At 52.9% G+C, this 25,829-nt stretch carries 21 protein-coding genes and 1 tRNA gene; 13 read left to right on the top strand and 9 right to left on the bottom strand.

Going from position 1 to position 25,829, the window contains the following annotated elements; translation table 11 throughout:
* Window positions 1-48 precede the first annotated feature (48 nt).
* Window positions 49-1,050, bottom strand: coding sequence for an AAA family ATPase (locus O5O45_RS25610; RefSeq protein ID WP_305902145.1), 1,002 nt, complete (start codon window positions 1,048-1,050; stop codon window positions 49-51).
* Entirely contained in the window at window positions 1,037-1,666 is a 630-nt protein-coding gene (gene pnuC, locus O5O45_RS25605) for a nicotinamide riboside transporter PnuC (RefSeq protein WP_305902144.1), read from the bottom strand. Before pnuC ends, O5O45_RS25610 begins: the two co-directional genes overlap by 14 nt.
* Before the next feature lie 124 nt (window positions 1,667-1,790).
* On the opposite strand from pnuC, the gene O5O45_RS25600 reads away from it, so the two are divergent.
* From O5O45_RS25600 to O5O45_RS25565, 8 genes are all read left to right on the top strand, one after another.
* Window positions 1,791-2,531 (top strand): NUDIX hydrolase, encoded by a 741-nt coding sequence (locus O5O45_RS25600; protein ID WP_305902143.1) that lies wholly within the window; start codon window positions 1,791-1,793, stop codon window positions 2,529-2,531.
* Window positions 2,532-2,546: 15 nt separating this feature from the next.
* Window positions 2,547-3,026 carry an NADAR family protein gene (locus O5O45_RS25595; RefSeq protein WP_305902142.1) on the top strand — a complete coding sequence of 160 codons (480 nt, stop codon included), beginning with the start codon at window positions 2,547-2,549 and terminating at the stop codon, window positions 3,024-3,026.
* A complete protein-coding gene (locus O5O45_RS25590) occupies window positions 3,004-3,351 on the top strand; it encodes a hypothetical protein (RefSeq protein WP_305902141.1) in 348 nt (115 codons plus the stop codon). Before O5O45_RS25595 ends, O5O45_RS25590 begins: the two co-directional genes overlap by 23 nt.
* Window positions 3,352-3,438: 87 nt before the next feature.
* Window positions 3,439-6,759 carry a DEAD/DEAH box helicase gene (locus O5O45_RS25585; RefSeq protein ID WP_305902140.1) on the top strand — a complete coding sequence of 1,107 codons (3,321 nt, stop codon included), beginning with the start codon at window positions 3,439-3,441 and terminating at the stop codon, window positions 6,757-6,759.
* Between the two features lie 11 nt (window positions 6,760-6,770).
* Complete coding sequence (locus O5O45_RS25580; protein ID WP_305902139.1) at window positions 6,771-7,706, top strand: ADP-ribosylglycohydrolase family protein; 936 nt, start codon at window positions 6,771-6,773, stop codon at window positions 7,704-7,706.
* A gap of 27 nt (window positions 7,707-7,733) precedes the next feature.
* Entirely contained in the window at window positions 7,734-8,498 is a 765-nt protein-coding gene (locus tag O5O45_RS25575) for a thioesterase II family protein (protein WP_305902138.1), read from the top strand.
* Between the two features lie 269 nt (window positions 8,499-8,767).
* On the top strand, window positions 8,768-9,637 hold the full coding sequence (locus O5O45_RS25570) for an RNA ligase family protein (RefSeq protein ID WP_305902137.1): 870 nt from the start codon (window positions 8,768-8,770) through the stop codon (window positions 9,635-9,637).
* A complete protein-coding gene (locus tag O5O45_RS25565; RefSeq protein WP_305902136.1) occupies window positions 9,634-10,776 on the top strand; it encodes an AAA family ATPase in 1,143 nt (380 codons plus the stop codon). The genes O5O45_RS25570 and O5O45_RS25565 overlap by 4 nt, the downstream gene beginning before the upstream one ends.
* A gap of 68 nt (window positions 10,777-10,844) precedes the next feature.
* Here O5O45_RS25565 and O5O45_RS25560 read toward each other — a convergent pair whose 3' ends face one another.
* Window positions 10,845-12,692: an ABC transporter ATP-binding protein gene (locus O5O45_RS25560; protein WP_305902135.1), complete on the bottom strand. Its 1,848-nt coding sequence runs from the start codon at window positions 12,690-12,692 to the stop codon at window positions 10,845-10,847.
* Window positions 12,693-13,017: 325 nt separating this feature from the next.
* Between O5O45_RS25560 and O5O45_RS25555 the strand changes: the two genes are divergently transcribed.
* Both O5O45_RS25555 and O5O45_RS25550 read left to right on the top strand, forming a co-directional pair.
* Window positions 13,018-13,093, top strand: a tRNA-Ile gene (locus tag O5O45_RS25555).
* 15 nt (window positions 13,094-13,108) lie between these two features.
* The gene (locus tag O5O45_RS25550; RefSeq protein ID WP_305902134.1) at window positions 13,109-15,463 is read left to right on the top strand and encodes a hypothetical protein; all 2,355 of its coding nucleotides are present in this window, start codon (window positions 13,109-13,111) and stop codon (window positions 15,461-15,463) included.
* Between the two features lie 95 nt (window positions 15,464-15,558).
* Here the strand turns inward: O5O45_RS25550 and O5O45_RS25545 are convergent, their stop codons facing one another.
* Window positions 15,559-16,719, bottom strand: a complete 1,161-nt coding sequence (locus O5O45_RS25545; protein ID WP_305902133.1) for an RNA ligase (ATP) — start codon at window positions 16,717-16,719, stop codon at window positions 15,559-15,561.
* 268 nt (window positions 16,720-16,987) lie between these two features.
* Between O5O45_RS25545 and pepQ the strand changes: the two genes are divergently transcribed.
* A complete protein-coding gene (gene pepQ, locus O5O45_RS25540; protein ID WP_305902132.1) occupies window positions 16,988-18,304 on the top strand; it encodes a Xaa-Pro dipeptidase in 1,317 nt (438 codons plus the stop codon).
* Between the two features lie 30 nt (window positions 18,305-18,334).
* Here pepQ and mddA read toward each other — a convergent pair whose 3' ends face one another.
* From mddA to O5O45_RS25525, 3 genes are all read right to left on the bottom strand, one after another.
* Window positions 18,335-19,096, bottom strand: coding sequence for a methanethiol S-methyltransferase (gene mddA / locus O5O45_RS25535; RefSeq protein ID WP_305902131.1), 762 nt, complete (start codon window positions 19,094-19,096; stop codon window positions 18,335-18,337).
* 121 nt (window positions 19,097-19,217) lie between these two features.
* Window positions 19,218-19,745, bottom strand: a complete 528-nt coding sequence (locus tag O5O45_RS25530; protein WP_305902130.1) for an HD domain-containing protein — start codon at window positions 19,743-19,745, stop codon at window positions 19,218-19,220.
* Between the two features lie 33 nt (window positions 19,746-19,778).
* Complete coding sequence (locus O5O45_RS25525) at window positions 19,779-20,294, bottom strand: hypothetical protein (RefSeq protein ID WP_305902129.1); 516 nt, start codon at window positions 20,292-20,294, stop codon at window positions 19,779-19,781.
* Window positions 20,295-20,433: 139 nt separating this feature from the next.
* Here O5O45_RS25525 and O5O45_RS25520 point away from each other — a divergent pair, with 139 nt between their 5' ends.
* The gene (locus O5O45_RS25520; protein WP_305902128.1) at window positions 20,434-21,318 is read left to right on the top strand and encodes a LysR family transcriptional regulator; all 885 of its coding nucleotides are present in this window, start codon (window positions 20,434-20,436) and stop codon (window positions 21,316-21,318) included.
* Here O5O45_RS25520 and O5O45_RS25515 read toward each other — a convergent pair.
* Both O5O45_RS25515 and O5O45_RS25510 read right to left on the bottom strand, forming a co-directional pair.
* Entirely contained in the window at window positions 21,315-23,630 is a 2,316-nt protein-coding gene (locus O5O45_RS25515; RefSeq protein WP_305902127.1) for a CPBP family glutamic-type intramembrane protease, read from the bottom strand. The genes O5O45_RS25520 and O5O45_RS25515 overlap by 4 nt on opposite strands.
* A 71-nt stretch (window positions 23,631-23,701) precedes the next feature.
* Window positions 23,702-24,817, bottom strand: a complete 1,116-nt coding sequence (locus tag O5O45_RS25510) for a cyclic nucleotide-binding domain-containing protein (RefSeq protein WP_305902126.1) — start codon at window positions 24,815-24,817, stop codon at window positions 23,702-23,704.
* Between the two features lie 122 nt (window positions 24,818-24,939).
* On the opposite strand from O5O45_RS25510, the gene O5O45_RS25505 reads away from it, so the two are divergent.
* Window positions 24,940-25,824, top strand: a complete 885-nt coding sequence (locus O5O45_RS25505) for a CPBP family intramembrane glutamic endopeptidase (RefSeq protein WP_305902125.1) — start codon at window positions 24,940-24,942, stop codon at window positions 25,822-25,824.
* The last annotated feature ends 5 nt before the right edge of the window (window positions 25,825-25,829 follow it).

Genomic DNA, 25,829 nt, shown 5'->3' with positions numbered 1-25,829 from the left:
CGATGGACACATAGTGGCATAATGACACTATGTGGTCAAGCGCTATTTTCAGCCTCCTTCTAAAACATTCTTAACCTGCCTGATACGCGCCTCAACATCGCCCCTTAGCAACACATACTCTATGTTTCTGCGCTCCAGCTCCACGATGATCTCCTGCTGGAAATCCGCGCGGTTTACTTCCCCTGAGCGATCCCAGGTATCTTCGTAGGGGATATCGTCAGCGCACAAAAACACACGGTCGTATCGCTGCGCCGCGGCATCCGCCAGGCGGTCCAGCTCGGGCAACGCGAACCCGTGATAATAATGAGCGAAATGGCGCGTCGTCAGGGCATTGGTGTCTACAAACAAATAACTATCGCTATCCAGCAGCAGGTTATCTTCCCGCTGCAGATGACCTTCTGCGATTTCCACTAATTGCTCGGGGGTCAGACGTCGCTCAACCTGATTTCCCTCCCAATACTCCCGTCCATACTCCGGCATCCACTGCGTATTAAAGCGCGCCGCCATCGCCTCCGCCAACGTGGTTTTCCCGGTAGAAGGCGCCCCCAGAAACACCACTTTCTTCACCAAGTCCCGGTACACCAACGGATGCAGCCAGTCTCTGGCGGCGAAAGGATTTTTGCGCACCTGAGTAGCGGAGATGGGTACGATCTTTCTAGCTTCATCCACTCGACAGTCCTGCGCGTTGAGATAACGGCTGACATGATCGCCGTAGAATTCACTGCAAAAAAAATGGGTCACCCGCCTCCCCGCCAGACACTGCCCGATGTATTCCTCCTGCTTCCGACAAATCTCCGGCGTATCGCCCACTTCCTGCGGTCCATCCGGCGCCAGAATGACCTCCGCTTGCGGGTACAGCGTTTTAATCCAGGACGCTCGCCGCTCCAACGGAACATCAATCACCTCAGGACAGCCGTAAATCATCACCAGCAGGTGATCCACCTGCTCCAAAGCCTGTTCAATCAGATACTGATGCCCTTTGTGCAGCGGCGCGAACTTCCCTAACGTCAGGCCAACCTTACGCCCCGCTTCGAACTCAGGCCTTCGCATATTCCGCTTTCATCTCCAGCATTTGTGTTTGATAACGACGCAACCAGACCATAAGGCCAGCGCTCGCCATAACAAGGAACGTCGCATAAAGAACCGTCGTCGGATACAGACCTTTCTGCCAATACACGCCAATGGCGACTATATCTACGGCAATCCAGAATCCCCAGTTGATCAGCTGGCGTCTGGACAACAACCATTGCGCCACCAGGCTGGCCACCGTCGTGAAGGCGTCAGGGTATGGCAACGACGCGTCAGTGTAGGTAGACATCACGTAACCCAGTCCGAAGCTGCCGAGAATGGCGACGGCCACCCACAACAACGTCATCGGCAAGGCAGTGGGCAACACCACCAGATCGTCATCCTGTCCCCTTCCCTGCAGCCAATACCACCAACCGTAAAACTGCATCACCACATAGATGCCGTGAAGAATGAAGTCGGAATAGAGTTTGGCGTCGTAAAACACAATCATGTACAGCGCCACCTGCACCAGCCCGATGGGCCAGCACCAGATATTGCGTCGGATGATCAGGAACACGCAGATAAAGCCCGCCAGGGATGCGATGATTTCTATCGTGGAGCCGCCGAAGAAGCCGACCAAAAAGGATTGTATGTCCATGGTATTACTCTGGAGTTTGGATATGCTTTTATTGTTGAAGCCGAAGCGTCTGTTTTGACACCATCGCCAAGGGCCGCTAATATTAGTGGCCTAATGCCACTAATATTAGTATGTTTTTCAGGTTATGCAAGATTACGCCTCAGAAAAAGACTTTCTCGCCGCTTACAACATCCACGATTACGAAGTGCCTCTGGCTTCCGTGGACATGGCGATATTCAAGCTCAGGGAACAGCAACTCGAAGTGCTGCTGGTGAAGCGCTCGCAGTATCCGGCCAAGGATCAATGGGCGCTGCCGGGCGGATTTATCGACCTGAAGAAAGACAATCTTCTCGAAGACACCGCTCATCGGAAGTTAGTGGAAAAAACCGGGGTAAAAAGCCCCTATCTGGAGCAGGTCGCTACCTTCGGCGGTAAGCAAAGAGACCCCCGCGGCTGGTCAGTGACGGTTGTGTACTTCGCCTTGGTCGCCCATGAAGAGATCGATGTCGACCCCAACGCCGGCAAAGAGGAAACACGCTGGGTTCCGGTAACCGAGGCCTTACGCGACTATAAACTGGCGTTTGATCACAACGAGATTCTGCGTCTGTGTCGCGAACGACTGACCAGCAAAGTGCAATATACCGCGTTACCGATTCACCTATTACCAGAAGAATTTACGCTGACGGAGCTGCAAAAAGTATTCGAAGTGATTCTGGGTAACGAGGTGGAGAAAAAATCCTTCCGTCGCCGCATCCTGGATGCGGATATTCTGGAGGAAAGCGGCGCCATGCGCACCGGCAGCAACCGACCTGCAAAACTATATCGACTCAAGCGCGGCGTGGAGAATCATTTCTTCCCCAGAACCATCGAAGGACCGCGCAGTTAATGTCGGAGAGATGTAATGACTGAGAAAAAAACGATTAACTTTTACCTGGCCAACGGCGAATACGGATGCTTTTCCAATTTCTCCCGCGATCCGGTATATCTGAAAGACAAGCGCTGGCCTACGTCCGAACATTATTTTCAGGCGCAGAAATTCGCAGGCACTGAGCACGAAGAAGCCGTTCGCATGGCGTCAAAGCCCATGGAAGCCGCTAATATGGGTCGTGAGCGCACACGTCCCTTGCGGCCGGATTGGGAGGAAGTCAAAGACGACATCATGCGCGAAGCGGTCATGGCCAAATTCGTTCAGCATGAAAAACTCACTTCTATACTGTTGGAAACCGGCGACGCCGAATTAGTCGAGCACACCGCCAATGATCGCTATTGGGCGAACGGCGGCGACGGTAGCGGTCTGAATATGCTGGGTAAGATTTTGATGGAAGTGCGCGAAGCAATTCGACAAGGTAAAAGCAAATATGAAAACGGTCACTTTATATAGACCCACCGGACCGAATGAGCTGGCGCTGGTTGAAGCCAGCGGTTTCAAACGCTGGCCGCCACGCCTGCCGGAGCAACCCATTTTCTACCCGGTTTGCAACGAGGACTACGCCCGTCAAATCGCCCGGGATTGGAACGTCAAAGACTCCGGCGTAGGCTATGTCACACGCTTCGACGTGGATGCGGAATACCTGAGTCAATTTAATGTGGAAATTGTCGGCGGTAAAAAGCACGCGGAATACTGGATTCCAGCGGAGCGGTTGGAAGAGTTCAATGATCACATAGTCGGCGATATTGAAGTCATCGCCACTTATAGAGACGAATAGACAAAAAACCTATCATGCGAATCCACTACGGGCGCTCTTGTAGGTCCGTCATTTCATATTAGTGCTTGATAAAGGTAGTGAATTCACATGTTGGTAAAGGAAAGCCAGATAGCTAAAGAGCTTGGCCACACCTATTTTGAGCGAGGCGTAAAATATTTCAAACAACAACGCGTCACTCTGGTGGAATATGGCAAGGATCACGCCGCAGCGAGCGTGCAGGGTTCTGGTAACAGCATTTACCGGGTCTTGGTGCGGCTTGAAAATGACGCCTATGGTCAGAGTATAGAAGGGGAGTGTTCATGTCCTATCGGCTACAACTGTAAGCACGTTGCAGCGACACTACTCGCCGTAAACGAAAGAAGCCAAGCTCCAGCCCAGCAAGATACAAACTCAGGCCATTACTCCGTTCACAGCCCAGAAGAAACACTGGACTTTGACGTCCGGCGTTGGCTTGCCCAATTGGTTGACACCGCAACAGAGGAAACAACTCGTGAGAGCGCCAATCAGGTTAGCGTGCTCTATTTGTTGCAACACAACCATATGAACGGGAATGTCTGCGTCAATGTTATCCAGGCGCGCACTCTTAAGTCCGGCGAATACTCCAAAAAAACTCAGCGTTACAATATCAACGCCGCCTTTAATCAGAGCAAGCCAGCCGCCTTCCTGACCAAAGCCGATTTGGCGATCTTTAAACGCCTGTTATGGTCGCGATGGGATTCTGTCCTACCGTTAACGGAAGAAACCGGAGCAGACGCCCTTCAACGCATATTGGCGACGGGGCGCGCGTATTGGGAATCCCCACAAGGGCCGAAATTATTCGAAGGCGCTCCAGCGCGGGCGGAGTTTCAATGGCGAGTGGATAAGGAGGGCGGACAAACACTGGAAATGGTCCCATCGCACCTAATGATGGTCGCTACTGATCCGATCTACTGTATCAATACCAGCACTGGAGAATGCGGTCAGCTGCTTAGTGAGCTGCCGCCATCCGTGCTGGCGACGCTTAATCGCGCGCCCAGGTTATCCCCGGATCAGGCGGGAAAAGTACGCTCGCTTCTGGAGCAACGACTCCCCAGCGCACGACTTCCCATGCCCATCGAGATAGCCATCGAGAAGGACATAAAAGTCAGGCCGCAGGTGCATCTCACCCTTGGGGCGGCAAGCCCTTCTCAAGCTGGCTATTTTCCATTTAGAACCAATCACACCGATATTCCCTGCGCCAGGCTGGAGTTTTCCTATCGCGATGTCCGCGTATCTTATCACTCCGATATTGAGCAAGTGATTACGCACAAAGACAGTACCCACCTCATCATTCCCCGGGATTTTCATGCTGAAGAGACGGCCCTGTGTAAACTAAGAATTCTGGATATGCGCCCGCTCAATACGATCGAAAGCTATCCGCCCGTCGATGAGGCGCATCAAATGGACCTGAGCTTTCAGAGCGTCGGAGAGTGGCACGGGTTCGCCCAGTACGGCATCGCCCTGCTAGAGAAACAAGGATGGATTATTACCATTGAAGAGGACTTTCCCTTCCAGTACCTCAATACAGAGGTTGAAGATCTCTCCTGGTATTCCAGTCTGGAGGAAAGCGACAGCGACTGGTTTGATTTCGACCTCGGCGTGGAAATCGGCGGTGAGCGCATCAACTTGCTACCCGTCCTGTACAACCTGATTAAAGACGCGCCGGAAGAGTGGGAGCTTCAGACACTGGCCGATTATCCCGGAGATAGCGATGTTCTGCTCCAGGTCGCCCCTGGCAAGTGGATCAAGCTGGATGTCGAGAGAGTCAGGAGCCTGTTAGGCAGTCTCATTGAGCTGTACGACCATGATCCTCTGGTGAACGATAAATTCCGCCTGGATCGGGGACAGGTTGGCCAGCTTCTGGCTATCAACGACGCCATGACTTCAGTCGGTCTGCGCTGGCTGGGCGCTGATAAACTGACGCGCTTAATTGATCAACTGAAGCATCAGGAGAAAATGAGCCATGTCTGCCCCCCCGACTGGTTCAACGCCACCCTCAGAGACTACCAACAAGAGGGTCTGAACTGGCTTGGTTTCCTTAGAGAAATCGAAATGGGCGGCATCCTGGCTGACGACATGGGGTTGGGGAAAACCATACAAACCCTCGCCCTGCTCTCAGTGGAAAAAGCCCAGGGGCGGATGGACCGGCCCTGCCTGATCGTCGCGCCCACCAGCTTAATGAGCAATTGGCGTAAGGAAGCGGAAAAGTTCGCGCCAGAGCTAAAAGTGCTCGTTCTGCACGGTCCTCAACGCGCCGGGCGTTTCGAACACATAGCCGACAACGACCTGGTTTTGACGACATATCCGCTACTGTCGCGAGACAGCGAATATCTGCTGCAGCAGAACTACCATTATCTTATTTTGGATGAAGCGCAAACCATCAAGAATCCAAAGGCGCAGGCCACCCAGCTAGTACACAGGCTTGAGGCCCGACATCGGCTGTGTCTGACTGGAACGCCCATGGAAAATCATCTGGGCGAGCTGTGGTCGTTGTTTAATTTCCTTACGCCGGGCCTGCTCGGGGACGATAGAAAGTTCAACACCCTGTTCCGCACTCCTATCGAAAAGAAGGGCGATATTGAACGACAACGCTTGTTATCAAAGCGCATCAAGCCGTTTATGCTGCGCCGCACCAAACAGGAGGTCGCGACGGAGCTGCCGGAGAAAACAGAAATACAACGCACTGTTTTGCTGGAAGGAAAGCAGCGGGATCTTTATGAAAGTATTCGCGTCGCCATGGATAAGAAGATTCGTGACGCTATCGCGAAGAAAGGCGTTAAACGTTCTCATATAGAAATTCTGGACGCATTACTGAAGCTGCGCCAAGTGTGTTGCGATCCATCGCTGCTTAAATTGGACAGTGCGCGTAAAGTGAAAAGCAGCGCCAAGCTGGATACGCTGATGTCCATGTTGCCCAGCCTGCTTGAGGAAGGCCGCAAAATACTGTTGTTTTCCCAGTTCACTTCTATGCTTGGATTGATTGAGGCGCAATTAGACAAAGCCGGTATAGAGTACGTAAAACTGACAGGCGCGACGAAAGACAGAGATACGCCTGTCAGTCGATTTCAAAACGGAGAGGTCTCTTTGTTTTTAATTAGCCTTAAAGCAGGCGGCGTGGGTTTAAATCTAACCGCAGCGGATACCGTCATCCATTATGACCCCTGGTGGAATCCCGCCGTTGAAAGCCAAGCGACCGACCGCGCCTACCGCATCGGCCAGGATAAGCCGGTGTTCGTTTACAAGTTGATCACAGAAGGAACCGTGGAAGAAAAAATCGTCGAATTACAAAAGCAGAAACAAGCGCTGGCGGATAATCTACTTGCGGACAAGGCTGAAAAGTTCACCTTCGATGAAGAAGAACTGCGTAAGTTATTCGCCCCGGTTGAATAGGGTAAAAGTACATGACTGGACAACCAGATAGAAACAATCTCGACAAATACCAAGGCTGCCTGCTGGGTCTTGCGGTGGGCGACGCCGTGGGCACTACGTTGGAGTTTCGTCCGCGCGGTTCTTTTGAGCCTATCGACGACATGGTGGGCGGCGGCCCTTTTGGATTACAACCGGGACAATGGACTGACGACACCTCCATGGCGTTATGCCTGGCGGAATCTCTGCTGACCAAACAGGGTTTTGACGCCGCGGATCAAATGACCCGCTATTGCAACTGGTGGCAGTGGGGCTATTTCAGCAGCACCGGAAACTGCTTTGATATCGGCAATACGGTGCGCGGCGCTCTCCAGCGCTTTCTGGACAGCGGCGAACCCTACTCCGGCTCGCTGGACGCGCATAGCGCCGGCAACGGCTCCATTATGCGTCTGGCGCCAGTCGCCATGTATTACAGCCCTCGTATCGAACAGGTCGTGCAATACTGCGGCGAAAGCTCACGCACCACTCACGGTGCTGACGAATGTGTGGACGCCTGCCGTTTGATGGGAGTCATCCTGCATCAACTGTTGACTGGCGACGCCAAAGAGGATGTGCTGGAAGATCCCATATATGTGCCCTACACCGACAAAGTCGCGCAGATATGCATGGGCGGTTACCTGAATAAAAGCGAAAGCGAAGTGCGCGGCACTGGCTACGTGATTGACGCTCTCGAAGCCGCCCTGTGGTGTTTCGCCCATACGGACAACTTTCAGGACGCAGTGCTGAAAGCGGCCAATCTTGGCGACGACGCAGACACCACTGCCGCCATTGTCGGCCAGATCGCCGGCGCCTATTACGGCGTCAGCGGTATTCGCCAGGACTGGTTGGACAAATTGCATATGCGCGACGACATCGCCGCCATGGCGGAGCAGTTGCACGCAGCGCAGCCGACGAAAGAGCCGCAGGCGTAAGTCCGATGCCTATACAAGGAGTTTAGAATGCCACATCGTACGCAGGATCGCTGGTTCATGCCCACGCCTCAGGCAGGCAAGTCGATCAGACTCTTCTGCTTTCCCTACGCCGGCGGCAGTCCCAATGCATTTCGAAGCTGGGTAAAACGCTTTCCAGACGACGTTGATGTCGTCGTAGTGCGTCTGCCCGGCCGGGAAAACCGCATCAGCGAAACGCCTTTCAGCGAATGGCCGCCACTGGTGGAGGCCGTATTGCAAGCAATCGTCCCTTACCTGAACCAGCCCTTCGCCTTTTTCGGACACAGTTTCGGCGGCCGCGTTATCTTCGAGTTGACCCGACGCCTGCAATCCTATGGCGGGCCATTGCCGAAGCATGTGTTTATTTCCGGTTGTCGCTGTCCCCACCTCAACAGTCGCGAGCCGTTCATACACCAGCTGCCAATGGAAGAGTTGATAGAAAGAATCCGCCAAATGAATGGAGCCCCCGAAGCAGCGCTACAGGACCAGCAACTGATGGCGTTGTTAGAGCCCGTGTTGCGTGCGGACTTTAAGCTTTCCGAGTGTTGGAGCGGCGACAAGTCACAGACATTACGGGTTCCCATCACCGCTCTAAGCGGGCAGGACGACCCCATCGACGCGGCCGCACGCATGCACGAGTGGGAAGATTACACCAGCGGTCGATTTCAATTGCGCACCTTCCCCGGCGACCACTTTTTCATCCGCAGCAGCGAGCAGGAAGTCACGGCTTTCATCAGTCAGACGCTTTTGGAAAACGCATTGCTTCCGGCTTAGAGTCGGACGCATGCGTCAATCCCTACTGGAACCTTTGACTCAACGCCGCTAGACTTTCGCGTTTTCCGCTTCAGGTTTACCCAGTTCACATCGGATACGGTCATGTAATGGCGATCGCACCCTCAATATCAGCTTTTGCTACGGCGTCTTAACTGACGACGGTATTGTTTCGCCTCGTCTTCTGCGCATAGCAAGCTGACTCTTTTGAATCTTCGCAGGACGTTTTCTTGCGGAGGAATCAATACGGATTTTGTTTTTGAGGAGGCGGTATGTTTATCCGCAAATATCCCCGTACGCCCCACCTGCAAGGGTCACGGCTGCAACCGGGGGACAGCGCATCGGATCAGGTTCCCTATGCGCAACTGGCCGGGCGTTATCTGGTCATCGAAGAAAAACTCGACGGCGCCAATGCTGGCGTCAGTTTCGACGCGTCCGGCGCATTGCGCCTGCAAAGTCGCGGGCATGTGTTGACCGGCGGCGGACGCGAGTCGCAGTTCGCGCAGTTTAAGTCCTGGGCTACGGTGCATCAGGAGCGTTTGTTCGAAATTCTGGGGACCCGTTACACCCTGTACGGGGAATGGATGGCGTCGAAGCACACAGTATTTTATGACCGCTTGCCGCATCTATTCGCCGAGTTCGATATTCTCGACACCGAGACAGGAGAGTTTCTCTCTACGTCAGCGCGTCGACGCATGTTAAAGGATTCACCCGTGCTTTCCGTACCGGTTTTATATGCCGGCTTGGCGCCCAAGCGCTTGGCGGAATTACAAAAACTAGTGCGCCCGTCGCTGGCGAAAACCAAGCATTGGCGCAACAGTCTGGAACAGGTTGCACATCAGGAAGCGCTGGATTTTGAGCTGGTCAAACGACAGACCGATGACTCGGATTTGTCTGAAGGCCTGTATATCAAGATAGAAGAAAACGGTCGTACGGTCGGCCGTCTGAAGTGGGTGCGCCATGATTTCATTCAGGCCATTCTGGACAGCGGCAGCCACCATCTGAACCGGCCTATTTTCCCCAATCAGTTGGCGCAGGGTGTGGATATGTACGCCCCGCAGCTAACCTTGAAATGGGAGGATCTCGGCCACTCTGAGCCGGATTCACAGGAGCCAGGCGCCACAGAGGAGACATGCTCATGATCAGTTATCAGCAACTCCAAAATTGGATGCCGAGCGAGAGCGCCGAACCGGATTGGCGAGCTTTGTGGGAAGGTCTGCCTGATCTGCAGTCTTTGGCGATCACGCCCCAGGACCCGTATTACCATGCGGAAGGGGACGTGTGGACGCACACCAAAATGGTGGTGAATGAGCTGTTGGCGGGGGAGACTTACCAACAGGCGAATGCGGAACAGCGCTTTGTGTTGTTCTACGCCGCCCTGTTGCATGACATCGCCAAACCGGCCACCACTATCGTGCGCCCGGATGGCGGCGTCGGCAGCCCCCGACATTCCCGACGCGGCGCGGTGGACGCCCGAATACTGCTATGGCGCGCCGGCGTTCCTTTTGCTTTGCGGGAACGCATTTGTCGCATTATCGCTCAGCATCAGGTTCCGTTTTTCATCTTCGACGACCGGGCGCAGCGACGTCCCGAGTTTCTGGCGCATCGCATGTCCTGGGAGGTGAGCCTGCAGGAGCTTTATGCGGTGGCGCTGGCGGATATGAGCGGCAGAACCTATGAGAAAAAAGCGGACAGTATCGCAGACATCGCATTGTTTCGAGAGCTGGCCCTGCAAGAGTCCTGCTGGGAACAACCCCGCGTTTTTCCCGACGAAACAGTGCGTCAGCAATACTTTCGCTCCGACGGCGCCACGGCGGCGGATTATGGATACCAGCAACCGGAAGGCTCCGAGGTGGTGGTGTTATGCGGACTTCCCGCCTCAGGCAAGAATACCTGGGCGAGCCGGCATCGACCTGACTGGCCCACCGTCTCCTACGACGACGCCCGTGAGGAGATGGGCCTCAAATACGGCCAGAATGAAGGTAAGGTGGCTCATCACGCCATCGATATGGCCAAAGAGCATTTACGGCGCAAGCAGCCCTTTGTGTGGAACGCCACGCACCTGTCGCAGGAAATGCGCAGTAATGCTCTGGACCTGTTGTACGCCTACCACGCGAAAATCCGCATCGTCTATCTGGAAGCCGGAGAGAAGACCTTGCGCGCCCGCAATCGCAAACGGGATAGCACGGTGACTGACAAAGTGATCGACCGCCTGTTATATCGCTGGGAAATCCCGTTGCCGAGCGAAGCACATTGGGTGGAGTACGTAGTGGAGGATTGATAGCGGCCAAATAAGTCCAATCAATGCATCCCGTTTATCGCTGGATGCATTGAGTCAGACGCATAAGCTCAGGTAACGAGCTCACCCTCTTCAATCCCCAAAAACCCGCCGGTCTGATGCGCCCATAACTGGGCGTAAATACCGCCGCTACTGATCAAATCCTGATGTGAACCCTGTTCGATGATGGCGCCGTCATCGAGCACAATGAGGCGATCCATAGCGGCTATTGTGGAGAGACGATGCGCAATGGCGATAACGGTTTTACCTTCCATCAGTTCATACAGACTTCGCTGTATTGCTGCTTCCGCCTCGGAATCCAGCGCGGAAGTGGCTTCATCCAGAATCAGAATCGGCGCGTCTTTCAACAGAACGCGGGCGATGGCGATACGCTGACGCTGCCCACCGGACAGCTTCACCCCACGTTCGCCGACTTGAGCATCGTAGCCTCTCCTTCCCTGCGGGTCCGACAAGGAAAGTATAAAGTCGTGGGCCTCGGCTTTTCTGGCGGCGGCGATCATTTCTTCTTCCGTTGCGTCAGGGCGACCATAGAGGATGTTGTCCCGCACCGACCGATGCAGCAGCGAGGTATCCTGGGTCACCATACCGATATGCTCACGCAAGCTCTCCTGACTGACTTCACGGATATCCTGTCCATCTATGAGAATGCGCCCTTGCTCCAAGTCGTAAAAGCGCAATAGCAGGTTCACCAGGGTAGATTTGCCCGCGCCGGAACGCCCCACCAGTCCAACTTTCTCGCCAGGCTTGATATCCAGAGACAGTTTCTCAATGACGCCCTCGCCTTTGCCGTAGTGAAAACCGATTTTATCGAACCGGATATGTCCCTTGGTGGCCTGCAGCTTGCTCGCATCGGGTCGATCCGTCACTTCCTGCGGCTTGGACAAGGTGGTGATGCCATCCGCCACCGTGCCGATATTTTCGAATAACGCACTGACTTCCCACATGATCCATTGCGCCATGCCGTTTAGGCGCAGCGTCAGACTCACCGCAATCGCAATGGCGCCCACAGTGATCGCAGCCTGCGTCCACAGCCAGATCGCCAACGCGGTTATGACGAATGTCAGCATATAATTCAGGGTATGCACGCTGACATTGATCCCCGTCACCAGGCGCATCTGCCGTCGTACGGTGGTAAGAAATCCCTGCATGCTTTCCTGTGCGTAATCCGCTTCCCTCTGGGTGTGGGAAAACAGTTTTACAGTAGTGATATTGGTGTAACTATCAACGATGCGACCCGTCATCGCAGCGCGAGCGTCCGCGTTTTTCATGGAGTTACGCTTGAGCTTGGGGACAAAATAAAGCTGCAGGCAAACATAAGCGCCCAACCACACCATCATAGGAATCAACAAGCGCATATCCGCACTGCCAATCATCACCAGCATGGTGCTGAAATACACCAGTACATACACCATGATATCCAACAGCTTCATCACGGTTTCCCGCACCGCCAGAGAGGTTTGCAACACCTTGGTGGCGATGCGGCCGGCGAAGTCATTCTGATAGAAAGACAAGCTCTGCTTAAGCAAATAGCGATGCGCCTTCCAGCGAATCTGCATGGGATAATTGGCCAGCAATGTCTGATGAATCAACAACGCCCGGAATAAGACCCCAACGGGCAAGCCCACCAGCACCACCAACGTCATGATCAGCAAGCGGCCGCCCTCCTCCTGAAGCAGCGTCTCAGGATTCTTGTCCACCAGCCAATCCACCAACTGCCCCATGAACCCAAACAGGGACACCTCCAAAAACGCCAGAAATGCGGAGGTCAGGGACATCAGGACTAACGGAACCTCCATTCCCCGCGTGTAATAACGGCAAAAAGCGAACAAGCCGGTAGGCGGCTGCTCCGGTTCCTCTGGCGGAAAGGGCTTAATAAACTTTTCAAACAAACTCAGCATAGAAACAATCCACATCCATCGGATCAAACAACAGGGTTAGAGTGTGCAAAGCAATGAACAACAAAGAGCGATCGGCGCAAGCACGGCGCCCGAATGTGCGGCGTAAAGCCAGAGACAAATCAGAGTAACCAAGGATGGAGGGAAATGTAAGGCGGGTTATTGCTTACCGAAACTCTAAGTGCAGGCCCTACGGCTGCAAGCCAATTCTCTCAATGCTGGGGCTCTACCTTTACCAGATTGGTAATGAGTTAATTACGCGCTATAAAATGAATAGAAGTAATCGTTATACTCTAGCCTCAATGACACGGACGCAATGAAGAACTGTTCCGGGGTAGCTCAGTATGTAGAGCGCTCGGCTGATTTCCGAGAGGGCGCTGGTGCAAATCCAGCCCCCGGACCCATCCATAAGACTGGATATGCCAAGTAACAAAAAGCCTGAAAAAGACACAATAACCATTGATGCTGCTTACCCTGAATTTCAGCTATCAAAGGCTCTGCAAAATAATCTTAGCAATCCGTCCCAAAGCTCAGGGCAGAAAGTGGCGCGATGGGAGAAAATTCTCGCGAGCATGTATTCTGGCGAGTTGAATATAGGTTCTCGCACTCCCGTCTCCAATACGCCTGCATGGGTGACATTGGAAGTCGCGACTGGCGGATTTGCGACTGGGAATTTCTTAGCCGGAGCGCCGTTAACGGAGAACGAGATTGCCTTTGCGAAAAAGCTATCGCTTCCAATAAATACAGAAACACGGGCCGCCCTGAACAGTTACTTTTTAAGCGAAGAGGGCGTAAAGCTCCTAAATCAACATATCTCTGAGGGCCGGTTTTCCATCAGCGTTCCAGAGGAAGGAGCCTTGGCAATTGTTGCTTGGCTGCTTGAACACGGAGATGTGTCTGGCGCTAAATCGATTCTTGCAGAAATACTTCCTTTTTTCTCCGAACTAAAGTTCTATCCCAATCTTTCCGGTCAGTTTACTGCAAGTAATGGATTTGTATTTCTACAACCTGTCAGATCAGCCATAGAAAAGCTTAATAAAGTCGAAGCGAATAAGCGCATCACCGCACAAGAAGAAGCAATCCGAATTTGGATTCCTTTATATGACCAACTCGTCGGACTGCTCATTGAAACCGTGGAAAGTGAATTGCCTTCAGTCAGGGTGGATGATGCAGGAAAGCCAGTACGAGACCACCTCGGCCACTATGACCTAAAAGGTGGGTTTCCTGGTAAGACATTTCCTGCGGGCTGGACTGAACGCGCCACATCATTATCCGGGCGCCATGAACAAATGGCTTCGCAACATATTTTAGGCAGTCGAAGATTGAAAGCCGGTTCAGCCCATGCGCGAATGTTGGCTTTTCTTAGACAATGTATTGATAGCCCAACAACACTGCATGAACGGGATCGCGGATATGTTCGTTTACACCTGGCGCGCTATATCGCCAAACGAGGCGCGCCTGGAGAGGAAAAGCAACTTGTGTCACGACTCAGGCAGTCTCAGCAGTGTAGACCAGAAAAATACCATGAAATTGCAAAAATCCTGGTACAGCGATTACTACCTCTTCCCCAGGATAAAGGACTTGAATGTGTCAGGCGCGCCATTGCCCCCATCGCTTCAGATGAATCGACGCACAACGCTCCTGCTGGATCATTGATCCCCCGATATTTAGCCAAGAAAGTGGAACGCACCCAAATCGCCACTATCTACCAGCTTATACAGCAAGGCTATATCACCTCTGCGGATACTATCGCTAACGTATTACCGCAATTGTCTGCAAATATAAGAGCTTCCTGCTTTGACGATTCTGGGCTGAAGAATATTTACTCAAGTATTTATCAGGCTTTTCGGCAACGCCGCTCTTTGCTGCTCATTAACTTACAAAACCAAGTTCAGCTGACTGAGCTTCCGTGGATTTCAAATGTAGAGAAGTACCGTAATACCAAACCAAGAAACCAAGAGTTAGCGATAACTATTCTGTCGGATATAGTGATCTTGGCCCTTGTAAACTTTCCTTATTCTACTCTTCCAAATAAGTTGCTTCAGGAAATTAGAAGCTTGGCTGACCAGGCAAAGCTCAAAGTTCCTATTGTCGATGAAATAGCCGCCGATATTTTCATGGGCGAGTTCACTCAGAAGTATGCGAATGCCTGTGAATACGCCGCCGAGCTGCTTCAGGACACACTATATGCAAGGTACTACAACGTGGACTACTCATCTTTTCTTAAGAATACGTTGTTTGGCGGCAGAAGCATGACTGCTAAAAACTTTTCCAACCTATGTTCAAAACGCGCTGGCGCTCCTGGGAAGGGTTGGAGTGTAGCCAGCAACGCCGTCGTTATCGAGCAACAACAGATCTTAACCACGCAAAACCTGGCGGTACTGTTTCAGGCATTGGGGCTAAAGACTAAGTTGGGAGAAAATCTCTCACTTATGGTGAAAGACTGCTTTAAGTGGGTATGTAGACGCCAGCAGTTAAAAATGGATAGTAACCATGCTGGACTGAACATAATGAAAAAAAGCGCTTATGCGTGGCGACAAATGATTTTTTTCCTAACACAGCTGCCACCTGAAGAGCATCATGACCACGTATCCTGGATGCAATCGCATTTGTCGGAGCAAGCGCCTGAGTTCAGGGTGCGGTTTGCTCCCGTAATGACTGGTCTTCAGTTAGCTGTGAACGGTCAGCGCCTGCAAAAGACAGATTCAGAGACGATACAATTTTTAGGTTGGGCGGTAGGGAAACATCCTTTAATGTCAACGTACATTCCCTAACTCCGTTTACTTTCAAGCTTAACAGAGCGGAGGCGGCAGTCTCCCGATCTGCCTCACCGCCTGTACGGCGCTCAATTCGCACCATATTCAATACATCAACTAAACTCCGTCCCACCCTTCCGGCACAAATACGCGGCGCTCACGGACTTCAAACAGACACGACCGAGTTCTGGGTCGCGTCTTTCTTTGGTTGGGGTCATGACGATGCCTTCGCGGATGTGATCGGCGTCGAGTTCGGTGGCGCCGTCGGTGAATGCTCTCATGACTTCCTGTGAGAAGGGGCCGCGGTAGAGAACGGGGACGGTTGGTACGCCGAGTTGCTCCGCCATCGCCTGCAGTTCGTCGAAGTCGTGGTAGCGCTGGGCGCCACGGTAGCCGCTGGCGAGGGCGAATAGGCGGAAGCCGAGTTCCTTGCCATACGCCAGATCCTGAACGCCCGGACCGAATGTTTCACCCAGGATGAACAAAGGCTCATTCTCCACCTGCAATTCACCGCTTGCCAGCAAGGCGTCGATCACCGCCACCATGCCGGTGGTGGCGCGTACGTAGACATTGGCGCTGTTGCCGTCGGTATTGGCGAGGACCAGGCCTTTAGCGCCCAGACCTTTGGAAAAGATCAGCACGTTGCGCTTAACGCCAAACGCCTCTTGGCGAGCGTCTTTTTCCGGCAGAATGGCGACGCCAGTGAATGTGCCGTGCAGTTTTTCGGTGAAAACCACTTCTTCATCGTCCTGCAGAATATCTGGATAGGACTTCCAGTTTTCCACATCAAAATGGACCGTTAAGCGCTGTCCGGCGTTGAAAATGTCACCCGCCATGGAAGTAGGAATCGGCGGCTCATATTTTTGCACGCCCAACAGCTCTGCAACGCACTGGCCCTCTTCCACCGGGCTCAAGCGCATCAACTCAGAATCCCCGTCGCTGTGTTCAATCACGGCGGTATCGCCGTCTATATGCACGGGATAGCAAACACCCTGGCTCAGTTCACCGCGCAGTTTGATCGCGGTAATACGATTGCCGTCTTTGCCGTTCAAACGTCCAACGCCCTTCTCGGCGTTCCAGAAATTCAATTTCTTCAATAGCCACTGCGGCAACAGCGAAGCCTCTGGGATGTAGGCGATCAGGTCCCCGGCTTGGAACTCGCCTTTCTTGACGATGGAGCGATAGCCGTCGATCACGGCGAACTCAATGGCGTCCGCATTCGGGTGCGGCTCAATTTGGCGTATACGTTTGATAGGTACAGAAAATTTAGACATAAAAATTAAGCGTGCCTGCTTCATTCCCGGCGAACAGCACAAACGGCGGGATACTAAAAATCGAAAAGGTGATGTGCTTTTGCAGCGCAATGCGTGATTGCGCCCAGCATTGTATGCGTTGCGCAAAAAATCTTCTAACTATTACTGTGACAGGCTTCTTTATTCCAGATAGAAAAACACGTCTTTGCGAGTTGGACGCCCCACTTTCACGCACTACGTTAACAGGAGTAGACTTGTTCCTTTTCGGGATCAGGCAGAGGCTTTTTCAATGAGTGATTCGGCATATCAAAACCATTTATCCATCCTGCGTAAACGCTTTGATCAGGCTCTGCTTGAGACGGATTTCGATGGCGTCATCCTGGCGTCAGGTCGATTAACCTATTATTTTGGCGACGACCACTCCCACCCTTTTCATCCCTACGCCATGGCGCAACAGTGGGCGCCATTCGATCTGATGCCGGATGTGTTTATCCACCTTCAACGTGGCGAAACGCCGCGCCTGTTATGGCCGGCGAAACAGGATTTCTGGCACGTGGTGCACGCTGTTCCAGAGGGCGGCTGGAGCGATCAATGGCGCATAGAGCCAGTGAGTTCCCTACAGGAATGGCTGCCGCAGATCAGCGGGAAAACCGCCTGGGTCGGCCCGGAATATAACGAAGCGCCGGGGCTCAACCCGAATTTGAGCGTCAACCCGGAAGCGCTGCTGCACAGGCTGAATTATCAGCGCGCCTATAAAACCGAGTTCGAAATTGATTGTTTGTGGCGCGCCAACCAGGCTGGGGCCGCGGGGCATAAAGCCGCCCAAGCCGCGTTCCTGGCGGGTAAAAGCGAATGCGACGTCTACCGGGACTTTCTCGCCGCCAGCGGCCAGCTATCCAACCAGGAGCCCTATCCCGGCATTGTGGCGCTGAATGAAAATGCGGCGGTGCTGCATTATGAAAAGAAAAATCCTATACAACCCGAGGCTGTGCGCACGCTGCTGATTGACGCTGGGGCAGCCTTCGGAGGATACGCCAGCGACATCACCCGCACTTACACGGCGGACCAGGGCCTGTTTGCGGAACTGATCGAACAGGTCAATACGCTGCAGTTGTCCATCGCCGCTCAAGCCGTGCATGGCAAAGCCTTCAGTGAATTGCATCAGGCCACGCTGGCGGGCGTCGCCAGTATTCTGCATGACACCGGTATTTGCTCACACGGCGTAGAGGCGCAGCTGGACAAGCGCATCCCGCAGGTATTTTTCCCGCATGGTCTGGGTCATTTACTGGGGCTGCAGGTGCATGACGTAGGCGGCCATCAACAGGATAAAAGCGGAACCCTGCGTAAACCGGACGACTCCGCGCCCTTCCTGCGTCTGACCCGCACATTGGAAAAAGACATGGTGATCACCATTGAGCCGGGGCTGTATTTCATTCCCATGTTGCTCGATAACATGGTGAAAAATATCGCCGGTCACGGTTGTGATATGGACCTGATCGCCACCCTAAAACCCTATGGCGGCATTCGCATCGAAGACAATGTGGTGGTGCAGGAGGGACGCAGCCGCAACCTGACTCGCGAGGCGTTCGCCGAACTTCAGGCTTAACAGTCCTTTCGCTGGCGAATACGCCCTCTGTCAGCGCGCGTCGGTTTTCTCCCGCTTCGGTAAGGGGAACAACATACCGACGCGCCGCCTGTAATCCAGATAGGTCCGCCCAAATTCGCGGACCAGATCCCGTTCTTCAAAATACAGCCCGATCAGGATATAGAGCGTCATAGCGCCGGCGAAAACACAGTGCCCCACAGTAGCGACCGAGGTGGACCACATGCCCACCAGAATGCCGCTTTGAATAGGGTGACGTACGACGCGATAGAACTGAATGACGCGAAATTCAGACGCCGGCGCCGATTGTCCCCGGAATTTACGCCAGGGCTGACGCAGGCCAAACAGTTCAAAATGATCGAGCATAAAAGTGGCGAGAAACATTACGCCCCATCCAGCGAAGGCCAGCGTCAGAAAAAATATTCTGGCCGACTCTCCGTCTATCGACCAGACCACCGTGGGCAGCGGCGCCCAGAAATAAAAAACCACCGCAAAAACCAATGTCGTAGCAAGACAATAAGTCGCGCGCTCGATCGTGGGAGAAATACGCCGCGTCAGCCAGCGTTTGAAGGACTGGCGCGCCATCAGACTATGTTGAACCCCAAACAATGCAATCAAGCCCAAGTCGATGAAAAGCGCAATGGCCGTATCAATTACAGGACCATCGTTGATTGCTTTCGGAACCGGCAGCCCGTTGATGAAGGCGATGAAATAAAACATCGCCCCAACGGCGGCCAAATAACAAACGGCGGCATACGCTAGCTCAGTAAAGACAGTGATGCGGTAATGTTTCATATCAGGCCAAACTCCCTGGCGCTCCATGTTCGTGCTTGTTAATAGACAACAACGCGTTGAACATTGTGACCGGCGCAGGGCGGCTGAACCAGGGCGAGAATTACTGGCGGCGGACACCGCCTCACTGCGTCAGCACTGGCGCATAATATCCCCGCTCCGCGGCTTCCTCTAAAAACCACATCAGCGCTTTGTTGGCGGTCCAGCCGCCGGGACAATCGACGCGGTCGGCGATCATGAACAGACACAGTAGTCGCACATCCACTTTCGACGCCATCTTCCGCCAGGCTTTGTCGCTGGGTGGTTGCCCTTTGGTTTTGGAGATATACCAGGGCAAATTAATGTCGTGGTACTTCACCAGATTAATAAAGCTTTCCTCAAACTCGCCGTATAACGATAAATTTTTAAGCGATTCCTCCGGATTGGCGGAGCCGTTGATCTTGCCAATATCGTGCACTTTGGCCAACGCATCCAGCGTCCGTTTCTCTTGCTCCGTACACCCATTCTGATCCGCCAGTTGCAGCGCCCGGGACGCCACCATTTCACAGTGGATCAATGCATTCTCCGCCGTATGCCTTTCCGGGTTAAGCGTTACCTTGGTCAGCTGTGCGTAGTCCCGCTGAAACGCGGGAGTATTAAATGCGGTAAACATGTGATGACTCCTCATGCTGTTGCTCTTGTTCTTTCAATCCAGCGACCGACAAATCGCGGTAAAGGTTTCGTCCCAGTTCAACGTGGGCTTAACCCAGTCGGGCACTGGTTGGGATTCAGGTTGCTCGCCGAACAAGTACAGATGCGGCGCCAGCCCTTGCAGATGTCGCAAGACATCCAGTCGATCATCGACAAAATGGGTCAGACCCAACTCAGCGCAATGCCCTGCTTTTTCGTGTCGTTTAAAGCAAAACCGCAAGTGATGAGCTGGCATGCCGGTCCGTTCAAAGAACCGCTGATGCGCCAGCCACAGACGCGTTTTGTGCTGAGTGTTCTTCCCCGCCTTGGATACAAGCCAGACCCGCCCTTCGAACAGGTCGACCAAGCGAGCCAGGCTTTCGATGGCCCCCTGCGCCGGCGGCGTCTGCAACGCCTGCTCAATGCCTCCCGATAAAAACGCCGTGTCGGACTTCCCATCTTTCACTGGAGAGATAATTACTCGGCCGATATCGACCCCTAATTTGTGTATATGTTCTATTCTCGTATTCATGTGGAAATCATATCGGCGCAGACTCTAGACAAGAACTATTGTTTATATAGCGACTATATAAATAAGTTATAGTTTGCCATTTATTCCAAACCCTAACGCCAGCCACATTAATGAGCAGCGCCCTGAATAAAATGGAACTATGAAAAGCGACTGGATTGAGTCTTTTTTAGTGTTTAGTGAGTGCATGAACTTCACTCACGCCGCCGAACGCCTGCACATCTCTCAGCCTGCATTGCACGTGAAAATAAAGAAGTTGTCCGAACAACTGCAGACGCCGCTCTATCGCAAGTCCGGCAAAGAACTGGTGCTGACGGAGGAAGGTAAAAAAGTACAGACCTTCGCCAGAGAAATGCGCGACCGCTCCAGTACCTTTTTTGAAGAGCTTCGCCATGGCGGTTCAGCACAGCCCGTTGTGCTCGCCGCCGGGGAAGGCGCGTTTCTGTATTTGCTGGGTATGGCGATTCAGGACTTCAAGAATATAAGTGAGCACCCACTACGGCTAATCACCTCGGATAAAGCGGCGACCATCAGCGCCGTGGAAGACGGTTCGGCGCATCTCGGCGTCGCTGCGTTGAGCGCAAAGCCAGAGGGGCTGGACCTGACCTTGCTGACGGAAGTCGAGCAGACACTAGCGGTTCCCACATCTCACCGGCTGGCGAAACGACGGCACCTCAGCCTCAAAGACCTGAACGGCGAGAAACTGATTCTGCCGCCACCAGGCATGCCGCAACGTATGGCGGTAGAGCAGGCGCTGATGAGCAACGGCGTCGCCTGGACGCCTTCCGTAGAGGCGCGCGGATGGGAGTTGATGCTGCACTTCGTAAAGCTGGGCGTGGGCGTCAGCATCGTCAACGGTTGCTGTAATATTCCGTCCGCCCTGACCGCCATCCCCATTCAGGACTTACCCAAAATCTCCTACTACATCATCGAACGCAAAGGCCGATGGAAAACCACCGGCGCGCAAGCGTTAAAAAGTTGCCTGTTGAAACACAAGGGGGACTGGCGGGAGCGGCGTGGGGGTTAGAGCGTTACCTCATGAACGATTGGTTTTCCTTCACGATAAAGCTGTAACTGCTTTTCCATATTTTCGAGGACATCTTTAGCATCCGGGCTGTCTTCCTTAAGCTTTTCTATGGCCGATTTCTGCAAAGATACCGCCGATTCATAACGTCCATCACTGGCATAGGCTGCGGCTAACGTATCAAGCACCGAACTATTTCGCATTTCACTTGGAATACCTTCCGCTATGGCGATCGCCCGCTTTCCATCCCGGATGGATGAATTACTCGACGTCGCCAACAACCACGCAAAATTATTTCGAATACGCTCATCCCCTCCTTCTAGCGCGCGTTCATACCACGAATAGGACTCTTGAAGATTTCTAACAACAAATTTTTCCGTGAGATATAAGTCCGCAACGTAGCCTTGCGCTTGGGCGTCACCTTGCAACGCGACAGGGAAACAGCTTAAAAACGCCTTTTCATGCTGCGCATTCTGCACGCCTTGTTCACATTCCAGCAGCGCCTGAGATTTGACGCCATTATCAACAACTATGCTAAAAACCAAAGCGGTCACGGCAGTACAATTAATAGCCATATGCATCAGAATTGGCGCATAGAGACCTCCAATGTAGCGATACAAGATCGCGGCGATAAACCCTAAAACAAAGTAATACGGGTAGAGGCTTTGGTTACTATGCAAAGACATAAAAATCGCGGCCTGGATTATGTTGGCGAACCAAAAGCCGACATAGCGCTGGGTAGCGTTGAGGATCACTCCCCGACATAGAATTTCTTCATATATTGGAACCATGACTCCGAACAGCAGCAGGCTGACGACTAATCCATAGGTCTCATAAGTGGACTTGATATAGTCGTCGACATCTGCGATCACGATTAATTTCAGATCAGGAAGACACAGTATCGGCGTCATAAACAACAGCCCTACCGCTAACGCTAAGGGGGTCACAATTCCAAGTAAAACGTGGCGATAGCTATGGAATACTCCTCTGCGTAAAGTTCTCCCCGTCACACAAATGACGCTGACAAACATAACCAGAACAAAGATCACCATATAATTCGGACCATTGCCGCTGGGCGCTTGCATCACATTCTTTTGGCTGGTCGCTCCGGGATAGAAGTACTCATATAAAACGCTGGAAACCACTAATACCAGTCCCAGTAAAAGCCACGCCTGAGCCAAGCCCCACCCACTAAATATTGGCTCATTCGGTGAGTTTAGGAACTTGTTCCTGCGCATCCGCCATAGCCCTATGTAGTGCACTGGTAAAAATATGCACAACGGCGCTAAAGCCAGAGCCATATAACGAAAAAGGCCATATAAAAGTACTTGAGGATTTTCGACGAATAATTGTACGGCCGCCCCGGGATACTTTGTCGCCAGGTCGAACCAATACAGCAAAAAGGGGTCTCTCGTGTAATGACTGACAGCAAAGGCGCGATAGGCTTTGACAGCATTCTCTTCATCGCCGGATTCAAGCTCATACTCGAGCCAAAAAGCGCTAAGTTCGGGGCTCTTACTGTGGTAGGCGCTATCGAGTTTCACTTGCATCAACTCACGTAACGCGCCACTTTCCTTGAGGTGCGCCAACAATCTGGCGTGCGATAAGGTGTGTAGATTTCCTCGCTTTTCTTCATCAAGAACAGAGAATATTTTCGCGGCTTCTTCGAGCAAGTCGGCTTTAACGAAAATTTTAATCGCCAATGCCCTTTCTTCTTCAGAAAAGCTCATCGGTATGATTTTTTCCGCAAAAAGTTTTGCATGCTCTACTTCATTGTTCTTTGCATAATAATCAACGATCACCCCCGCCAGCCGTACAGTGGGCTTTATTTGAAAGGCGGACACAGCATAAACAACTGATTGAGCCTTATAGTCCTTGTTATAACTAAGGGAGTACGCCAGTTGCTCATACAGCTTGGTTATATCTGTAGTATTCCAATCTTCAAGCGCAATTCTGTTTAGCTCCACAGACTTATCCAATAGAGATTCGCCATACTCGCTTTCCAATAGATACAACTGAGTGACGGGCTCCGAAGAGTATCGGGACGATAGTTCATCCAGGCACTTCGAATAATCTTCCTCCGCGGGCTCAATGTAGAGGTCTTCAAGGTAGGTCGCGTTTTCTATGAACTGGCAAAGCACAATCAAGTCCTCTGCGCGCTTAAACGTAGAAGTATCAAGACTTGATAAAGACGCCACCTCTTTCTGATAAAGACGCGTTACTTCCTTTTCAAAATCCGCAAAATCAGGAGTCGCGCCAAAGGCGGCGCCGGCGTAGAGGAGCACGCCCAGCAGCAGGGAGAGTACAACTTTCATGGGATAGACTGCATTGGTTCAGGGAACCGGCAATCTACCCCAGCGCAGAGAGGGAAACCAGCCTGTTTGCGTTACTCGTCCCGAATAACGAAAGCCTGGATTCCGTTTTGATAGAGAATATGCGCGGCGACGTCGTTACGACGACCGCCTTCCTGCGACAAATAATAGGTGGCGGACTTGTCCAGGCCGGCTATTTTGTCGCGCAAATCCGCCAGAGGCACATGCAGGCACTTGGGCAGGGGCGAATGTTCAAACTCTGCCGTGGAGCGAATATCCAGCAGGGTGGACTTGGAATCTTCCGCCGCCCGTTTGCGAAATTCCGCCAGAGACACATAATTTACCAGCGGGTCATGCAGCAGACTTTGGAAGGACTTCTTATCCAGGCGCGCCAGCACCCCGTCCTCGCTCATGATAATCGTGGCGGAGCGTACTGTATCGGACACCAGGGCTTCCTCTCCGAAATACGAGCCCTTGCTGACGCGTATTGGCTTGCTTTCATCGCCGCCAATCAGCACTCGCGCGCTGCCTTCGATCAGCAAGTAAAAGTAATCGCCCTCATCCCCTTCCTGAATAATGGTCTGATTCTTCTTCACTTCGATACGTTCGAAGCGAGCGAACACTTTCTCCACATTGGCGGGAGGCAGGTTAAAAAACAAAGGGAATTCCAGCAGGCTGGCCATCCAGTCGAAGTAGGCTTCATCAAAGTCCGCACCGGCCTCTTCAACGACTACCGCCACGTCTTCCTCTTGTTCCACTTGCAGCGGCTGTTGCTGAGCTTTCTCCACCTTGGCGGCCTTTTCCTCCTGATCCTGCCTGGCTTCCGCTTCCGTCCAGGCCAGGGCGCGATCCAGGAATACGCCGTCCACCGCCAGCATGTGGCCCGGCTCCTGCGCGGTTACCGTCACGCCCTCTGGCATCTTGCCGTTCAAGGGAAACAGGCAATCCGGGTCGGTGCTGTCGATGGTGGTGGAGGAAAGAATATTCTTCTTTATTTTCAATGCGCCCTTGAGCAGGTAGTAAGTATCGGTACGCTTGGCGGATTTATCGAAAACGACCTCTCCACCGCCAAAGGTCATGACTTTGCTGCGCTTGATCACTTGATTCAGGTATTTCTTGGATAACTGACTTAACGGGGAGTACCTGGACATCAACTGATCGGTGATGTTCATACTGGCGTGTAGCGACATGGGGACTACTCAACTTAATAGGTGAATCAGTGTTGTCTACAGAATTAAAAATAGCATCAAACTCAGGCAACCGGTAACCTGCGTTTCTCGCGCCCCGCTCTACTACGGAGATCAACTCTGACATGGTTTCGTTCACTCTGACGCCAGCAGTTATCTGGGTATTCAGCCTTTACGCCCTGTCGCTGGCCAGTTTGATTGCAGCGCGCTCCAGCTGGCTTCCCACCTATGCCTGGACGTTTCCCGCCGCCGCATCGCTGGGGTCCGCGTTTTATTTCGGTCTCGCCGCCTGGATCGCATTATTGCCCTTGGCCGCGTTATGGGCCGCCGGACTGGCTATGCTGAAGCTGTCCGGCTGGAAAAAGGCCCTCTCATGGCTGGCGACGGCAGTGCTGTCTTTGGCGTTAGCGCTGCATCTGGCGCCGGGATTCGCGCATCAGACGGTGATTCCCACTCTTCATCTCGGCGCCGCCACTTTGCCGTTTGCGCTGAGCGCCAAACTGGACAAAGCGCTGGCCGGACTGCTGCTGGTCGCTCTTTTTCTTCCCTATCTCCCCACATTACGACAAACCGGCGCAGACCTGCGTCGCCATTGGCCTCTGCTTGCCGCTTCCCTGGGAGTTATTTTTGGGGTCGGCGCATTACTGGGCGTCGATCTGGACCCCAAGACCGGAAGTTATATGCTGGTCTTTGCATTCTTTAATCTTTTGGTGACCTGCATCGCCGAAGAAACCTTTTTCAGGCTGTTAGTGCAACGCAGTTTTGTCTCCTGCTTTCCCAACCTGAACAAAGTGGGACTGTGGGGCGTATGGGTGGCGGGAACGCTGTTTGGGCTGGCACATTTCCATACAGGCCCAGACGCAACGTTACGTATGGCGCTGATTACCCTGGCGGGCTACTGCTACGCCTGGGTTTACTACAAAACGCAAAATTTCTGGCTGGCGGTGCTGCTGCACTTCCTGGTGAATATCATTCATATCAGCCTGTTCGTGTATCCTGCGGATTTTTAGGAGCG

Origin of the sequence: Hahella sp. HNIBRBA332, from assembly GCF_030719035.1 — a bacterium.
Classification (GTDB): domain Bacteria; phylum Pseudomonadota; class Gammaproteobacteria; order Pseudomonadales; family Oleiphilaceae; genus Hahella.
This window is presented reverse-complemented; position numbering and strand designations above follow the sequence as displayed.